We start from the raw sequence: 15,271 nt of genomic DNA, 5'->3' as shown, positions 1-15,271 counted from the left end.
CGTCGACAATATAGGCGGCCGTGTCACCACGGACACGCCGCCCGCACCGCGCCGGGAAACAGGTGTGCCGTGGCCTGGACGCGGTGACAGTATGGCCCGGTGATCTCCTCGGAACAGGTGTTCGACCAGGCCGTGTCGGCCTGGCAGGCGGAGCCCCGCGACGGCGGGGCCGTCGACGCGCTGCTCGTGGCGATCGTCAGGCCGGATCCGGCGTCGGCTGTGGACCAGGCGCGGGCGCACCTTGCCGCGGCGGACGACGCCGTGCGCGGCGTCGCCTGGCAGTTGCTCGCGAACGCGGCGCAGCTGGGCGAGAAGGACGTCCAGCACGACGTCGCCGGTCTCGCGATCGCGGCGTACGCCGGGGAGGAGTGTGCCGACGTGCTGGACGGCATCGCCTGGGCGCTCGGCTGCGCGCGGGAGGCCCGCGGGCTGCCCGCGCTGATCGTGCTGGCCGGATGTGCCGACGCCGGGGTCAGGACCAGGGTGTCCGTGAGCCTGCCGTCGGTGATGGACGACCCGCCCGAGGAGGCCGGGGTCGCCGCGCTGATCCGGCTCACCACCGATCCCGACCAGGAGGTCCGGAACTGGGCGACATTCGCGCTCGGCAGGCTGACCGCCGCCGACTCCGCCGCCGTGCGCGCCGCGCTGTGGGCGCGGATCGACGACCCGTACGGCGAGGCGCGCGACGAGGCCGTGGCGGGGCTCGCGCACCGGGGTGATCGCGGAGTGCTGCCCGTCCTGGCGGCGCTGCTGGCCCGGCCGAGCGCGGGCGGGCTGCTGTTCGACGCGGCGGCGCTTCTCGCCGACCCGTCCCTGCTCGCCCTGCTGCGCGAGTTCGACGTCACCGACGACCAGGTGCGCGCGGCCGTGGAAGCCTGCGACCCGCAGGAGCGGGCCCGGCGGGATCGGCTCGACGCCGAGCTGCGCGAGGCCGTCGCCGCCCGCCTGCCGCAGGCGGAGGTGGTGCTGCGGCACCTGTGGGGGAGCACGGAGCGGGAGCTACGCGTGACGGTCGGCGGCGACGAGGTGTGGTACGACGCCGACAGCCTGCTGCGGCGGGCCTCCGGCGACCCGCAGCACGCGGCGCGACTCGTGCGCGCGGACGTCGGCTCGGCCTGACCGGGTCAGATCAGGCTGGACGCGGTGCGCACCTGGGTCGTGACCGACTTGGCGATGTTCACGCCGTGCGACATCCCCAGACCGATGGGGTATTTGGTCAGCACGGCCATGGTCCAGTCGTCGCCGAGCGCCAGGCAGTTGACGTTCCAGACGCCGAGCGCGCTGCGCTGCACCCACCCGTTCTTGATGGCGATGGTGGGCTGCTCCGCGGCGGGGAAGACGCGGCGGATGCCGAAGTTGCCGTCGCCGCGCACCGCGCGCATCTCGTCGATGAGGTAGCCGGTCCACTTCGGGCCGGCCGCGGTGCCCGTGCCGATGGCGTGGGCGATGCGGCAGGTGTCGCGGGCGGACAGCAGGGTCTTGCTCCAGTCCGGGCCGGCCTCGGAGTCGGTCAGCTTGCAGATGGAGATCAGGCGGGCGATCGTCTCGCGCCCGCCGAGCTCGTTCCAGAGCGCCGAGGCCACGTCGTTGTCGCTGTCGCGGATCATCTTGCGGACGTCGGCCAGCTGCGCCGGGCTCGGGGTCCGGCCGGCCGCGGCGGCGCGGCGCAGGTAGTCGGCGGCCAGCCAGGCTTTGATCATCGAGGCGGTCATGTTCGTCTCGTGCATGTTCTTCGAGCCGAGGATCTCACCCGTGGTGCGGTCCATCAGCGCCCAGTTGTACCAGCCGCTGGTGCTCACCTTGACCAGGTCGCCCGCGTTGGCCGCGGTCAGCGCGCCGGCGCGCTCCACGCCCGGCGGGCCGGGCTGGGCGGGCACGGTGCCCGGCGCGTTGTCGCCCGGCTCGGGCGGGTCGTGCCAGACCGGGGCCGCGACGGGGGCTGCGGTGCCGCGGCCCGCCAGCCAGAGGCCGCCCGTGGCCAGCGCGGTCACGCCCGCGCCGCCGGCCAGCAGGGCACGTCGACGGGTGTGCTCGGTCATGAGGGGGTCTCCGGGGGGTGCGGAGTGGCGGCCGGCGGCGGGGGTGCGCGTCGGCGGTTCAGGACGAGGGTGCGGTCATGCCGACGATGATGCCCGAAGTCGGGACTTCGCGTGGTCCTCGTTCCGGGTCAGTCCAGGCTGATCGTTCCGGTGATGGTGGTCGGACCCGGCGCTTCCAGCGCGTCGGCGATGCCGGCGGCCCAGCCGCGGATCGCGTCCCAGTCCCGGAAATCGCCCTCGGGCGCGCGCAGCGCCACGACGAGGGCCTGCTCGGCGATGCTCAGCCGGCTGTGCTCGAGCCGCCCCGCGAACACCCGGTGCTCGCGGGCTCCGGTGGCCTCGGCGATGGCGGTGACGTCGACCGGGTCCTCGTCGGGCATCGGCGGGTCGCCGACCGGGCCGCTGGAGAACAGCCACACCGGGCGTGACGACAGCACCGCGGCGTGGCTCTGCACGAACCAGCGGGCCGGTTGCAGCCAGTGCCCGGAGTAGACCGCGCTGCCGATGACGAACGCGTCGAAGCCGTCGACCTGCACCGACGGATCGATCTCGCAGGCGCTGGCGGCGAAGCCGCGCTCCTCGAGCACCTTGGCGATGGCGTTGGCGATCTCCGCGGTCGCCTCGTATTTCGACGCCGCGGCCACCAGCACCCGGCGCGGCGGGCCGGTCTGGCCGGTGAGCGCTTCGGGCAGCTCCTCCAACTGCGCCATGACCAGGCGCTGTAGCGGCGGCTCCAGCAGCGGAGGAGCGGTGGTCGGGGCGGCGGGGGCGGGAGCCGTGGTCATGCGGGGGTCCGCTCGAGGTCGGCGTCGGCCTGCGCGAGCAGCCGCTGTCCGAGTTCCACCAGCGCGCGGCCGGCGGCCAGCTCGTCGCCGATCACCGGCACGTCCTCGTCGAACCGGTTGCGCGCCGCGCTGCCGTCGCCGCGCATCGTGGGCGTCGCGGCGCCGGTTTCGAGCAGGGCGTGCGCCTGCGTACGGCCGGAGCCGTCGTCGTCGATGGTGATGTCGACGGTCCAGTGCTTCGTGCTCATCGGCCCGGCCTCCCGGCAGTCACGCGCCGACACGCCGTCAGGTCGCGTGCCGCCCCTGCCATTGTCGCCCTCGCGGCGCTCGGGTTGGGCCGGTTGGCCTGCACAAAGGCGTTTTGTCCCGGTGCGCGCCCGCCGCGCCCGGCGCTGTGATGGCGGCGGAACGGGCCCGTGCTCACTATGGTGTGCGTGTGTCCAGCGAACAGGTGTACGCCGGCGTGTTCGGCACCGTCCTCGGAATCGCGCTGCTCGTGGCCGCCATCCGCTGGATGTTCGGCAAGCGGTGACCACGCCGCGCACGGGCCGGCGACCGGTCGGTGCCGGATCATGATCGGTCGTGACCGGGGTCGCGCCGCCCGCGCGTGCGGCGTGTCCCTGGCTGGTCGGGCGGGCTCGACCATACTGGTCCGCCATGGACCTTGATGAGTATCAGCGCGGCGCCCTGCGTACCGCCGCGCCACGTGACAAGAGGAACGAGCTGCTCCACCTGGTGCTCGGGCTGGTCGGCGAGTCGGGTGAGATCGCCGAGAAGTTCAAGAAGTGGGTCCGCGACCTCGACAGCGACGAGTTGCGGATCGACCGGGCCGACATCGCCAAGGAACTCGGTGACGTGCTCTGGTACGTGGCGGTGCTCGCCGACTACCTCGACCTGTCGCTGGACGACATCGCGACGGCCAACCTGGCCAAGCTGGCCGGCCGCCAGAGCCGTGGCGTACTGCACGGCAGCGGCGACAACCGCTGAGGTCGCGGGGGATTTCCGGGGCGTCGACCAGGTGGATGTAAAGAATAGCTGACATCGTGTACGCTCAGTCGTACCCGTCGGTGTCAAGAATTCTTTACATCGCCGGTACGACTGAGAGGATCTGCCATGACCTCGTGCAAGCCCGTGCCCGCCGACGACGACGACCGCGTCCCGACCACCTTCGAGGAACGCAACACCTGGTGGATGGCCATCCTTGTGCCCGTCACGACGCTGGCCTACTTCGCCGTGGTGATCCCGCGCCTCTGGAGCCGGCCCGCCGCAGAGGTGGCCTGGGTGACGCCGATGCTGTGGGCGATCGGCGCCACGTTCGTCGGCACCATCCTCGGCTCGATCGTGTCGGCGATGTTCGCCCGGGACGGCCACACCGAGTCCGACGTGCGGGACAAGCAGATCGTTCGCCACGGCGACGGCATCGCCCAGGCCGTGATGGGGTTCGGCGCCGCGGCGGTGCTGGTGCTCGCGATGGTGCGGGCCGACCAGTTCTGGATCGGCAACGTCCTGTTCCTCATCGGGGCCGTCGGCACGACCTGGGGCGCGATCGCGAAGATCCGTGCGTACCGCGGGGCGTTCCATGGTTAAACCCACCCGCGTCACCAACCGCATCCGCGTGCTGCGCGTCGAGCACGGCGAGATGACGCAGGCCGAGCTGGCGGAACGGGTCGGCGTCACCCGTCAGACCGTCATCGCCATCGAGCAGGGGCGCTACTCGCCGTCGTTGGAGATGGCGTTCCAGATCGCCCGCGTCTTCAAGGTGCCCCTCGACGACGTGTTCCAGTACCCCGGGGACACCGACTAGCGGCTCCGCGTGCCGACGCCCCCGGCCTGGCGTGCGCCGGGTGATGGCATCATGGCCCGATGGCTGCTGAGGATCCCGCGGAGCGCCGCTGGCGTTCGATGCGCGGCTGCGACCGGATCCTGTCCGGGCACCGCACGCCGTCCGTGCGTGAACGGCTCGAGGACCTCGCCGCCGTCGACTACGACGGCCTCGACGACCGGCCCGACTTCTACGGCGGCGGGCCGGTCGCGGCGCTGGAGCGGCGGATCGCCGGGCTGCTCGGCAAACCGGACGCGGTGTTCTTCCCGACCGGCACCATGGCCCAGCAGGTGGCGCTGCGCTGCTGGGCCGAGCGCACCGGCAACCGGGCCGTGGCGCTGCACCCGCTCGGACACCTGGAGGTGCACGAGCGCAAGGCCTACCAGACGCTGACCGGGCTGCGCGGGGTGTGGCCGACGACGGAGCCGCGCCAGCCGACCGCCCAGGAGGTGCGCGACCTCGACGAGCCGTTCGGCACGCTGCTGGTCGAATTGCCGCTGCGCGACGCGGGCTTCCTGCTGCCCACCTGGGACGAGCTGAACGCCCTGGTGGCGGCGGCCCGGTCGCGCGGCGCGAAGGTGCACTTCGACGGGGCCCGGCTGTGGGAGTCGGTGTTCCACCTGGGCCGCGACCTGCCGACCGTGGCCGGGCTGGCCGACAGCGTCTACGTCTCGCTGTACAAGACCCTCGGCGGGCTGTCCGGCGCGCTGCTCGCCGGAGCCGAGGACTTCACCGCGCAGGCGCGCGCCTGGCGGCACCGCTACGGCGGGCAGCTGTTCCAGCAGTGGCCGGCGGTGCTGGCCGCACTGGGCGGCCTCGACCGTGAGCTGCCGCGCCTGCCGGAGTACGTCGCCCACGCGAAGACCGTCGCCGCGGCGCTGGCGGCGCTGCCCGGCGCGCGGGTGTTTCCGCAGGAGCCGCACACGCACCAGTTCCAGCTGTGGCTGCCCGGCCCGGCCGCGGCGCTCAACCAGGCCGTGCTGACCCTGGCCGAGCAGCAGAAGACGTGGTTCGCCAACTCGTTCACCGACCGGTCGCCGGGGATGGCGATGGCCGAGATCACGGTGGCCGCGCCGGCGCTGGAGTGGACCGCCGCCGACGTCACCGCGGCCGGTCTCGCCCTGCTGGAACTGGCCGCCACGGCAGCGGGCTGAGAGACTGGCCGTGATGCTCACGACGCTGCTCGACGAAGTGGACCGGCTGCGCGCGGCCCGGCCGGGCCGACTGCTGGTCGGCATCGCCGGCGCGCCCGGCGCGGGCAAGTCCACCCTCGCCCTGGAACTGGCCGCGAAGCTCGACCACGCCGTGGTGGTGCCGATGGACGGGTTCCACCTGGCCAACACGGAGCTGCGGCGGCTGGGCCGGGCCGACCGCAAGGGCGCCCCGGACACTTTCGACGCCGCCGGCTACGCCGCGCTGCTGCAGCGGCTGCGCGAGGCGACCGGCGAGACGGTGTACGCGCCGACGTTCGACCACGTCCTCAACGAGCCCGTCGCCGGGTCGATCCCCGTCCCGCCGGACGCCGAGGTGATCGTCACCGAGGGCAACTACCTGCTCCTGGACACCCCGCCGTGGGACCGCGTCCGGCAGCTGCTCGACCTGGCGGTCTACCTGTCGGCCGACGACGGGCCGCGGGTCGACGGGCTGCTCGCCCGCCAGCACGCCAAGGGCCTGGACCCCGACGCCGCCCGCGACTGGGTGCACCGCAGCGACGAGGCCAACGCCCGCGTCGTCGAGGCCACCGCCGCCCATGCAGACCTGCGCCTGCACCGCTCCTGACCCACCCACCCGCCTGTGTGCGCGCCGCACCGGGCGCCCACCGCGCATGACCGTCGGACTTGCCAGGCAGACGGGCGTATGCGGGTTCAAGATACGCACACCTGCCAGGCAAGTCCGACGATCAAGGACCCGCTGGCGCCGCCGGTCGGCCCGCCCGGCACGCTATGCGGCTTATGCGGAGATGGTCCGCTAGCCTGCCAGGGTGTATTCGAAGCTCAGCGAGCGGCAGCGGCGCATCCTCGAGGTGATCCAGGACGGCGTGACCAGTCGCGGTTATCCGCCCACGCTGCGGGAGATCGGCCGGGCGGTGGGCCTGGCCGCGTCCTCGTCGGTCGCGTACCACCTGCGCGAGCTGGAGGAGAAGGGTCTGCTGCTGCGTGATCGGGGCCGGCCGCGGGCGCTGAGCGTATGCCTGCCGCCGGCCGACGACGGCATCCCGCAGCAGCGCACCGCGGCGACGGTGCAGGTGCCGCTGCTCGGCACGATCGCCGCGGGCGGACCGATCCTGGCCGAGCAGTCGCTCGAGGAGACGCTGACGCTGTCGCGGGACCTGGTCGGCCACGGCACGCTGTTCTCGCTGCGGGTGCGCGGCGACTCGATGGTCGACGCGGCGATCTGCGACGGCGACGTGGTGGTGATCCGGCAGCAGCCGACGGCCCACAGCGGGGAGATCGTCGCGGCGATGATCGACGGCGAGGCGACGGTGAAGGTGTACCGGGTCAGTCGCGGGCACGTCGAGCTGGTGCCGTGCAACCCGGCGTACGACCCGATCCCCGGCGACGACGCGGTCGTGCTGGGCAAGGTGGTGGCGGTCGTACGCCGGGTGCGGTGACTATCCGTTCAGGCGGGCGCGTTCGGCGGCGTACTGCTCGTCGGTCAGCTCGCCCCGCTCGCGGCGGCGTTCCAGGGTGGCCAGTTCCTCCGCGACCTGCTCGGGCGTGCGCGGAGCCGGCGGCGCGGCGGCCGGGACCGGCGTGCCAGGCAACGGTGCGGCGGGGTATTGCGCGGCCGGGTACGGTGCGGCGGGGTACTGCGCGGCCGGGTACGGTCCGGCCGGGTGGCCGGGTGCGGGATAGCCGGCGGGCGCGCCGTAAGGGCTGGGCGCGAAGCGCGGCGTGCGCCGGAAGTAGGCGTTGGCGGCGGGCATGGCCAGCAGCACCGTGGCGGTGATCAGGGCCAGCGCGCCGAGGGTGAACAGCGCCAGGCTGCCGTACCGGTACCAGTCCGGGTAGCCGTCGGGCAGGCGCTGGGCGAACACGTGCACGCCGGACCTGTCGCGGCTGGAGGCGTTGACGTACGCGATGCTGCTGAACGCGGGCGTGCCCGCCGAGCCGAGCCCGCACACGTTGCACAGCAGCGCGAAGCCGGTGGCGATCCAGGTGAGGATTCGGCCGACGGTGCTGCCGCGGGAGATGGTGAGCGCCAGGATCAGCACCACGGCGGCCGAGAGGATGCTGAACCCGGCGACGACGACCGGCAGCGCGCCGGTGAAATTGCCGACGATCTGCCAGGCCCGGGGGTCGACGCCGGAACCCTCCATCGCTTCGCGCACCCGGTCCGGGTAACCCCCGGAGCCGGCCATGATCATGACCGCGTCGATCAGGTAGGCGGCGGCCACGGCGACGAGCAGCCAGGTCGCCGCGGTCACCGCCGCCGGGCGGAGCTTGGGTGCGGGCGCAGCGTAGGGCGCGGCGGTGTCGGTCATGGTTCCTCCCCGTGGACAGGGCTGCGAGGCTAACAGGCACCCACCAGCCGGGATGACCTGCCATGGGATCCATCCATTGTGTTAACTGTCGAGATGCGGGCCTGGGAGGACGAGTACGCCGAGTTCGCCACCGCGCTGGCTCCCGCGCTGCGGCGTCAGGCGCGTGCGCGGTGCGGCGACTGGGCGGTGGCCGAGGACCTCGTCCGGCGTACCCTGCTGCGGCTGTACCGGCGCTGGCCGGCGCTGGGCTTCGAGCCGCCCGAGGCGTACGCCCAGCGGACCCTGCTGCGGGCGCTGCGCCGGCACCGTCCCGGCGAGCCGCATGAGGGGCTCGAGCCGCCGCTGGGCCTGGCCACGGCGGAGCTGGTCACCGCCGGACGGCGGCTGCGCCGCCGCGATCTCGCGGTGAGCACCCTGCTCACGGTCGCGCTCGCGGCCGGTGTCGGGTTCGCGGTGATCGTGCTGCGGCCCGATCCCGGCGGCACGCCGCCGCCCGAGGAGGTCGACTGCATGGCGGGGGTCCCCGGCCCGACCCCGCTGCCGTCGCTGACGCGCTCGCCGGTGCCGCCCGCGCCGCCGCAGGCCGGAGGCCGGACCGGGGTCGACCGGTTCGCGGTGCTGTCCGGCGCCATGCCGCTGCCCCAGGCCGAACCGGTCACCGCGGACGAGGCGCTGACCGAGCGCTACACCTGCCTGATGGCCGAGCTGGTCCTCACCCGGGTCAACCCGCTCGGCCTGCACCGCAACGACCTGGGCCTGGCCGACGGCGGGGACACCCGCGAACTCGCCCCGCTGCCCGACCCGGCACTGGCTCCCGGCGCGCTCACGGTGAGCCTGCAACTGGTCAACGGCAACGGCTACGGCACCCTGACCATCTCGGTCGCGCCGACGACGTATGTGCCCGACCTGAGCCACTGCGAGCGGTTGACCTGGTGCGGGTTCAGCGCCGAGCTGGACAGCGGCGCGGTGCTGGAGCAGTACGGCGTCCGCGAACAACCTGAGGACCGCCGCGCCGGCTTCGCCCTGGGCCCCGACGCCCAACTCTGGACCGTGACCGTCTACACCGGCCACTCCCTGGTCATGGTCACCATCACCAACACCCCCGACCCCTTCGCCGCCCAGCCCTCCAGCCAGCGCAACCCCGCCCTCGGCATGTCCGTCACCCAATTCGCCGCCGACCCCCGCCTGGCCATCTTCGACCCCCCGGCCCCCACCCCCTGAACCGCGTTGATCATGAACTTATGGCACGGCTCGACGGCGTGTCACCGGCCCAACTTCATGATCAACGTCTGGCGGGCGGCCAGTAGGGGTCGGGGGAGTGGATGAGGGCGGCTGCGCCGACGAGGCCGGCGTCGCCGCCGAGGTGTGCGGCGCGTACGCCGATGTCCTGGAGGAAGCCGAGGCGGCCGAAGCGGGCGAGGCCCTCCTTCAGCGGGGGGAAGAGCAGGTCGGCGGCGTTGGCGACGCCGCCGCCGATGACCACCTGGTTGAGGTCGCACATCGCGGCGGCCGAGACGATGCCCGCCGCCAGCGCGTCCGCGGAGCGGGTGAACGCGCGCAGGGCCACCGCATCCCCGGCGCGCGCCGCGTCGGACAGGTCGCGGGCGGTGCCGTCGCCGGTCGGCAGCCAGCCCTCGCGGCGGGCGTACCGGACCATGCTCGGGCCGCTCGCGATCGCCTCCACGCAGCCGCGCCCGCCGCACGGGCAGTCGTCGCCGCCGAGGTCGACGACCATGTGGCCGACATGCCCGGCGTTGCCGGACGCCCCGGTGAAGGGGCGCCCGCCGTGCACCAGACCGCCGCCGACCCCGGTCGACACCACGAGCACCAGCAGGTCGTCGTGGCCGCGCCCGGCGCCGCGCCAGTGCTCGCCGATCGCCGCGCACACCCCGTCGCCGGCCAGCCGCACCGGCACGCCGGGCACCTGCGCGGCGAGCCTGTCCACCAGCGGGAAGCCGCGCCAGGCGGAGATGTTGACCGGGCTGACCGTGGCACCGGCCAGATCGAACGGGCCGGCGGTGCTGGTGCCGACTCCGATGATCGGGCGGCCGCCGGTGGCGTCGAGCAGACCGTCGAGCATCGCCGACAGGCCCGCCCACACCTGCTCGCCCGCGTCCGGACCCGGCAGCGGGCGCGGCGTGGGGATGCGGTCGGCGGCCAGCACGGTCCCGTCGGCGTCGACGAGTCCGGCGGCCATCTTGGTGCCGCCGATGTCGACGGCGAGAGCGAGCGGTCCGGCAGCGCGGTGCGGCATGGGGGCTCCTGGAGAGGCGGGCGTTGGAGAGAGTATGACAACGTTGTCCGACCGTCGCCGCCCCGCCCTCGGCAACCGGGTACCGTTCCTGCCGTGACGAGCGAGCACAGCGAACCCCCGGGCCGGGCCGGCCGCCGCCCCACCATGGTCGACGTCGCCCGGCTCGCCGGGGTCAGCCTCAAGACCGTGTCGCGGGTCGTCAACGGCGAGCCGCACGTGCAGCGTGCCATGGCCGACCGGGTGCTGGCCGCCGTCGCCGAGCTCGGCTTCCAGCGCAACCACATGGCCAGCGCACTGCGGGCGGGCCGGGCCAGCGCCACCATCGGCCTGATCATCGAAGAGCTGGCGAACCCGTTCTACTCCACCATCGCCCACGTCACCGCCGAGATGGCCCGCGACCGCGACACCCTGCTGCTGTCGGCCTCCTCCGAGGAGGACCCCGTACGCGAGGAGCAGCTGCTGCGCGACCTGTGTTCGCGCCGCGTCGACGGGCTGCTCGTCGTGCCCGCCGGATGCGACCACTCGTTTCTGAACTCGCAGGTCGAGATGGGCATCCCGGTGGTGTTCCTGGACCGTCCGGGCACCAACATCGACGCCGACGCGGTGCTGCTGGACAACCGCGGCGGGGCGCGCAGCGGCGTACGCAGGCTCGTCGCCGACGGCCACCGCCGCATCGGCGTGCTGCTGGACTCCGTCGACGTGCACACCATGCGCGAACGCCTCGCCGGCGCGCAGGACGCCCTCGCCGACGCCGGGATCGGCTACGACGGCGCACTGGTGCGCGACGGCGTACGCGACCCGGCCACCGCCGCGGCCGCCGTCGCCGACATGCTCACCCAGCCGAACCCGCCGACCGCGTTCCTCGCCCTGAACAACCGCATCACCGTCGGCGCGGTCCAGGAGCTGTGGCAGCGGGGCAGCGACGCCGCCCTGGTCGGCTTCGACGACTTCGAGCTGTCGCACCTCATGCCGCGGCCGCTGACGGTCATCGGATACGACACCCGGGAGCTGGCCCGCCGGGCCGCCCAGCTGCTGTTCGCCCGCATCGACGGGGACCGGTCGCGGCCGCGTACCGTCGTGCTGCCGACGGAGCTGGTCGAGCGTGGGCTGACCGCGGGCCGTCTGCCGCGCTGACCGCCCGGGCCGAAACGGCCTGGCCGCAGGCGGCGTGCGCCGTGGGGTTCGCTGATGAACAGCCGCCGCGGATGTCGGCGACAGCCGTTAAGGTGCCGACCATGTCAGCCGGATCTTCGACGTTCGGGCCGGACCTGCGGGCGGCCATCAGGGACGCGCACCTGCCCGAGCACGATGCCCGCGGCCTGATGCCGCTCGCTGCGGCCCGTCGGTGGCTCGACAACCGGACCGTGTACGAGAAGGGGACCGGATCGACCACCGGTGGCCACCACGTGCTGGAGTCCGACACCACCTGGGCGGCGCTGGTGAGCCTGGCGGACGCGGCGGAGTTCGTCGCGCACGCGCGGCGGCTGTGGTGGCGTTTCCACGTCCGGGGCAATGACAACATCGCCCTGGTGGAACGGTATGGCGACGGCGTCCTGCCCTGGCTGGCCGACCGGGTCGACTCGCGCGGCGTGCTGCACAACGTGCCCTGGTGCGTGCTGCCGTGCCTGCTGGCCTTGAACACGGAGGCGGCTTACGGCGTCGCGGCCAGGGTTCGCGCGGTGACCGAGCAGATCGACACGCCCGCGTGGCGGCCGGCCGGCTGCGACACCGAGGTGCTGCGCCAATGGGTCGTACGGCATCCGGAGCCCGGCTACCGGCTGCTCGCCGAGCGGGCCGAGGCCGCCGACGAGGTCGCGGTCACGGCGGTCGGCACGCTGTTCCGCACCGACCCCCGAGGCACCGCGCAGCGGCTGGCCGCCGCCGTCGGCGAGCCCGCGGCGCAGCGGCTGCTCGACCGGCTCGGCCTGGCCGTGCCGCCGCTGCCGGAGGCCGTGCGCGCGCTGCTGGAGCAGGCGCCGGTGCTCGACGTCGCGGCCGGGGCACCGGTGTCGCTCACCGAGCTGGACGAGTTCTTCGCCGACGGGCTCGGGCCGATGTGGGACAACGCCAACTACTACACCGCGGCGATGCGGCTGACCGGCTTCGCGACCCCGGGCGGCACCGACGGCCTGGTGTTCCAGTCGGTGGTGACCGGGCTCGGCGACGCCGGAGTGCACCTGGACTTCCACCGGTTCGGGTTCGGCCTGGCGGCCGGTCCGATGTGGAGCATCGCTCGCGAGCTGGTCGACGAGGACGAGGCGGCGCGGCTGACCGAGATCACCGACGCGGAGGACGTGAGCCTGCCCAACGGTGTGGTCCGTCTGGAGACCCCGTCCGCCGAACAGCGGGGCCGGATGGACGCGCTGATGGTGGCACTGACCGCCGATCGTGCCGCACGTGACTGCGCGTTCCTCGACGCCGCGCAGCTCAAGCAGGAGCTGTCGTTGCCGGATGCGACGCGGGAGCTGTTCGTGCTGGACGCGTGGGGCCATCCCGACATGGGTGAGCAGTCGCCCAGCGAGACCGTGGACATCGTGCTGGCGGTCGAGGCGCTGCGCGCCCGCCGCGCCATCACCCGCTCGGTGACCGGGAGATCACGCGACGCCCACCTCCACGACCGGGACCGGATACTCGGCGGCTGGGCGTGATAGCGGGTTGAGAAGGGCACCTTCCAGTACGTATGGCGATAAGAAGGTGCCCTTCCTTCGTCAGGCGGCGGCGGTGCGGAAGACGGGGTAGTAGCCGCCGGAGTGGCCGGTGGCCATGGGGTGGTACGAGATGCCGAGGCTGGCGAAGTTGAGGGCGTGCAGCCACTTGTCGCCGCTGCAGAGCTGGTGGCCGACGAAGATGGAGCGCACGTCGGCGAAGACGAACCCGTGCCGGCCTGCGGCGGTGCGGGTGAGGTCGTCGACCAGGTTGATGCCTTCGTTGATCTTCGCGTGGGACGTGGCGCTGAGCCCGACGCACACGGTGCCGAGCTGGTAGAAGACCGGGTAGCCGAGGACCACGACACGGGCGTTGGGGGCGCGGGCGCGGATCGCGTTGTACACGTTGTCGAGCAGGCCGGGCAGGGACGCGCGGGCCTTGTCCTCGGCGGCCTGTACGGCGGCGACGCACTGGGTGGTGCCGTTGAGGGCGCAGGTCTTCATGATGTTGGCGAAGCCGACGTCGTTGCCGCCGACGGTGATGCTGACCAGCGTGGTGGAGCTGCTGAGGGCGGACAGCTGCGAGCTGGTGACGCTGGTGGTGGTGGCGCCGGAGCAGGCGACGAAGGCGTACGAGGCGGGAGCGTTGGCGGCGGCCCACAGGGCGGGGTAGGCCTTGGTGCTGCGCTGGCACGCACCGCTCTCGGACGTGTAGCTGCCGGCGCCGACGCCGGAGGAGTAGGAGTCGCCGAGGGCGACGTAGCGGACGGTGGAAGCGGCCTGGGCAGGGGTGGCCACCAGGGCGACCATCACGGTGAAGGCGGTGGCGAAGCTCGCCGTGAGGGTCAGCAGACGCGATCGGGTCAAGTCGTCCTCCGGGTCAGGGGTCGATCGATCGCATATGGATATCAGTTGAACCGTCGATTGTGAAGATCTCAATTCGCAAGTGTTGCAAGATGTTTCGGGGGTCTGGCGCGACGGCGCGACGGTGGCTACATTGGATCCGTTTGCCCAGCCAGTGAGTGCGTTCGGGGCTTAGTCACCGGCGTGCCACGGGATCAGGCGGTGATCGACTCTCGAGCCCTGGCAGCGTCTTGGAGCGGCCGCTGCCGGTCAACTTCTTGCAAGAAGCGGCGAGCGGCTGAGCGACGCGGTGTGCAAGGCTCCGCAAGAGTCTCGACAGGCGTCGTTAACGTGTCCGGATGGGGCATGGGGGAGTCGTCAATCGGGGCCAGAACGCACTGGTGGCCGCGGGCATGCTGGTGATAGCACTGTGCGGGGTCGGCAACGTCGTCGCCGCGGTGCGGCGGGCCGAGGTCACCTCCGTCGCGGGGATCCTGATGACAGGCCTCGGCCTGGCGGTCTGGTGCGCGGTCTGGCTCACCCTCGCCGTGCGGGCCGCGACGCAGGGCGTGTTCGCGCGGCCGGAGTATCTGCTGGTGCGAGGCCTGCTTCGGACCTGGCGCATTCCCTGGCCGAGCCTGCGCGCCGTCCGGATCTACGAGGGCTCCCACGGCAAGGGCGGACTCTACTACGCGCCCGCGATCGATTTCGTGGTCACCCCGGCCCGGACCGGGCGCGACGGATCGCGCGATCTGCCGGGTCGAGTAGGGACACCACCAGCCCCTGAGTTTCGGACGGTCAACGTCCACTGGTTGGCGACTGTGACGGAGCAGCACGTCCAGCGCCACGCCGACCGGATCCGCGCGCTGGCGGTCGAGTCCGGCGGCGGGCTGGAGGGCGGCTGAGCGCCGCCGACGGACGACCCGGGTCGTCGCGACAGTGGCGGCCGCCCGCTGCGCGACTCCGGTGCCGTGCTCATGGTCCGATCCCGACGGATGGTTAGGCTGACCGCCATGGAGATCATCGAGGGGGCGGGACGGTGGACGCCGCCGCCGGCCGGCACGGCCAACGACTGGGTGGAGCACCTGAAGGTGCCGGATCTGTCCGTGGGCACCTATTGCATCCCTGCGGGCGGGGTCGACGACCAAAGCCCGCATACCGAGGATGAGGTCTACGTGGTCATCGCGGGCCGCGCCCGGATCGTGACACCAGGCGGCGAGGCCGCGGTCGGCCCGGGTGCGGCCATCTTCGTGCCGGCTGGGGAGGAGCACCGCTTCGTGGACGTCACCGAGGACCTGACGCTGCTGGTGTTCTTCGGCCCCGCCTACGGCTCGCGCGGCCGTACCACCGAGGCGTGACGGCCGCACGGCGCGACGTCACTTGATCGTCTGTGGTGTAC

General features: G+C 73.0%; 18 protein-coding genes. 12 read left to right on the top strand and 6 right to left on the bottom strand.

What is annotated here, in order from left to right:
* Window positions 1–99: 99 nt before the first annotated feature.
* Entirely contained in the window at window positions 100–1,119 is a 1,020-nt protein-coding gene (locus tag FLL47_RS43610) for a HEAT repeat domain-containing protein (protein ID WP_222106042.1), read from the top strand.
* A gap of 5 nt (window positions 1,120–1,124) precedes the next feature.
* Here the strand turns inward: FLL47_RS43610 and FLL47_RS12320 are convergent, their stop codons facing one another.
* The 3 genes from FLL47_RS12320 to FLL47_RS12310 form a co-directional block, all read right to left on the bottom strand.
* Complete coding sequence (locus tag FLL47_RS12320) at window positions 1,125–2,039, bottom strand: serine hydrolase (RefSeq protein ID WP_144120626.1); 915 nt, start codon at window positions 2,037–2,039, stop codon at window positions 1,125–1,127.
* 128 nt (window positions 2,040–2,167) lie between these two features.
* Complete coding sequence (locus FLL47_RS12315; RefSeq protein ID WP_222106041.1) at window positions 2,168–2,824, bottom strand: flavodoxin domain-containing protein; 657 nt, start codon at window positions 2,822–2,824, stop codon at window positions 2,168–2,170.
* Entirely contained in the window at window positions 2,821–3,072 is a 252-nt protein-coding gene (locus FLL47_RS12310) for a dsRBD fold-containing protein (protein ID WP_144120625.1), read from the bottom strand. The genes FLL47_RS12315 and FLL47_RS12310 overlap by 4 nt, the downstream gene beginning before the upstream one ends.
* A gap of 409 nt (window positions 3,073–3,481) precedes the next feature.
* On the opposite strand from FLL47_RS12310, the gene FLL47_RS12305 reads away from it, so the two are divergent.
* The 6 genes from FLL47_RS12305 to lexA all read left to right on the top strand — a co-directional run bounded on the left by FLL47_RS12305 (window position 3,482) and on the right by lexA (window position 7,257).
* Complete coding sequence (locus tag FLL47_RS12305) at window positions 3,482–3,811, top strand: nucleoside triphosphate pyrophosphohydrolase family protein (RefSeq protein ID WP_144120623.1); 330 nt, start codon at window positions 3,482–3,484, stop codon at window positions 3,809–3,811.
* Between the two features lie 126 nt (window positions 3,812–3,937).
* Window positions 3,938–4,411: a hypothetical protein gene (locus FLL47_RS12300; protein ID WP_222106040.1), complete on the top strand. Its 474-nt coding sequence runs from the start codon at window positions 3,938–3,940 to the stop codon at window positions 4,409–4,411.
* A complete protein-coding gene (locus FLL47_RS12295; RefSeq protein WP_144120622.1) occupies window positions 4,404–4,628 on the top strand; it encodes a helix-turn-helix transcriptional regulator in 225 nt (74 codons plus the stop codon). Before FLL47_RS12300 ends, FLL47_RS12295 begins: the two co-directional genes overlap by 8 nt.
* Window positions 4,629–4,687: 59 nt before the next feature.
* Entirely contained in the window at window positions 4,688–5,800 is a 1,113-nt protein-coding gene (locus tag FLL47_RS12290) for a threonine aldolase family protein (RefSeq protein WP_144120621.1), read from the top strand.
* A gap of 13 nt (window positions 5,801–5,813) precedes the next feature.
* Complete coding sequence (locus tag FLL47_RS12285; RefSeq protein WP_144120619.1) at window positions 5,814–6,425, top strand: nucleoside/nucleotide kinase family protein; 612 nt, start codon at window positions 5,814–5,816, stop codon at window positions 6,423–6,425.
* 202 nt (window positions 6,426–6,627) lie between these two features.
* A complete protein-coding gene (gene lexA, locus FLL47_RS12280; protein WP_144120617.1) occupies window positions 6,628–7,257 on the top strand; it encodes a transcriptional repressor LexA in 630 nt (209 codons plus the stop codon).
* On the opposite strand, the gene FLL47_RS12275 is transcribed toward lexA, so the two are convergent.
* Window positions 7,258–8,130, bottom strand: coding sequence for an SHOCT domain-containing protein (locus FLL47_RS12275; RefSeq protein WP_144120616.1), 873 nt, complete (start codon window positions 8,128–8,130; stop codon window positions 7,258–7,260).
* 93 nt (window positions 8,131–8,223) lie between these two features.
* On the opposite strand from FLL47_RS12275, the gene FLL47_RS12270 reads away from it, so the two are divergent.
* On the top strand, window positions 8,224–9,351 hold the full coding sequence (locus tag FLL47_RS12270) for a sigma factor (protein WP_144120615.1): 1,128 nt from the start codon (window positions 8,224–8,226) through the stop codon (window positions 9,349–9,351).
* Window positions 9,352–9,412: 61 nt separating this feature from the next.
* Here FLL47_RS12270 and FLL47_RS12265 read toward each other — a convergent pair whose 3' ends face one another.
* Complete coding sequence (locus FLL47_RS12265; protein WP_144120614.1) at window positions 9,413–10,384, bottom strand: ROK family protein; 972 nt, start codon at window positions 10,382–10,384, stop codon at window positions 9,413–9,415.
* 144 nt (window positions 10,385–10,528) lie between these two features.
* On the opposite strand from FLL47_RS12265, the gene FLL47_RS12260 reads away from it, so the two are divergent.
* Together FLL47_RS12260 and FLL47_RS12255 are read left to right on the top strand one after the other, a co-directional pair.
* Entirely contained in the window at window positions 10,529–11,518 is a 990-nt protein-coding gene (locus FLL47_RS12260; RefSeq protein ID WP_144120711.1) for a LacI family DNA-binding transcriptional regulator, read from the top strand.
* Window positions 11,519–11,619: 101 nt separating this feature from the next.
* Entirely contained in the window at window positions 11,620–13,032 is a 1,413-nt protein-coding gene (locus FLL47_RS12255) for a DUF7003 family protein (RefSeq protein WP_144120613.1), read from the top strand.
* Window positions 13,033–13,092: 60 nt separating this feature from the next.
* Here FLL47_RS12255 and FLL47_RS12250 read toward each other — a convergent pair whose 3' ends face one another.
* Window positions 13,093–13,896: an SGNH/GDSL hydrolase family protein gene (locus FLL47_RS12250; protein WP_144120612.1), complete on the bottom strand. Its 804-nt coding sequence runs from the start codon at window positions 13,894–13,896 to the stop codon at window positions 13,093–13,095.
* A 335-nt stretch (window positions 13,897–14,231) separates the two neighbouring features.
* On the opposite strand from FLL47_RS12250, the gene FLL47_RS12245 reads away from it, so the two are divergent.
* On the top strand, window positions 14,232–14,777 hold the full coding sequence (locus tag FLL47_RS12245; RefSeq protein WP_144120611.1) for a PH domain-containing protein: 546 nt from the start codon (window positions 14,232–14,234) through the stop codon (window positions 14,775–14,777).
* 108 nt (window positions 14,778–14,885) lie between these two features.
* A complete protein-coding gene (locus tag FLL47_RS12240; protein ID WP_144120610.1) occupies window positions 14,886–15,230 on the top strand; it encodes a cupin domain-containing protein in 345 nt (114 codons plus the stop codon).
* Window positions 15,231–15,271: the final 41 nt, after the last annotated feature.

The sequence above is a fragment of the Catellatospora sichuanensis genome, from assembly GCF_007483665.1.
GTDB classification, from domain to species: domain Bacteria; phylum Actinomycetota; class Actinomycetes; order Mycobacteriales; family Micromonosporaceae; genus Catellatospora; species Catellatospora sichuanensis.
Note: the sequence above shows the minus strand (reverse complement) of the source record. Positions and strands in the feature narration are given on the sequence as shown.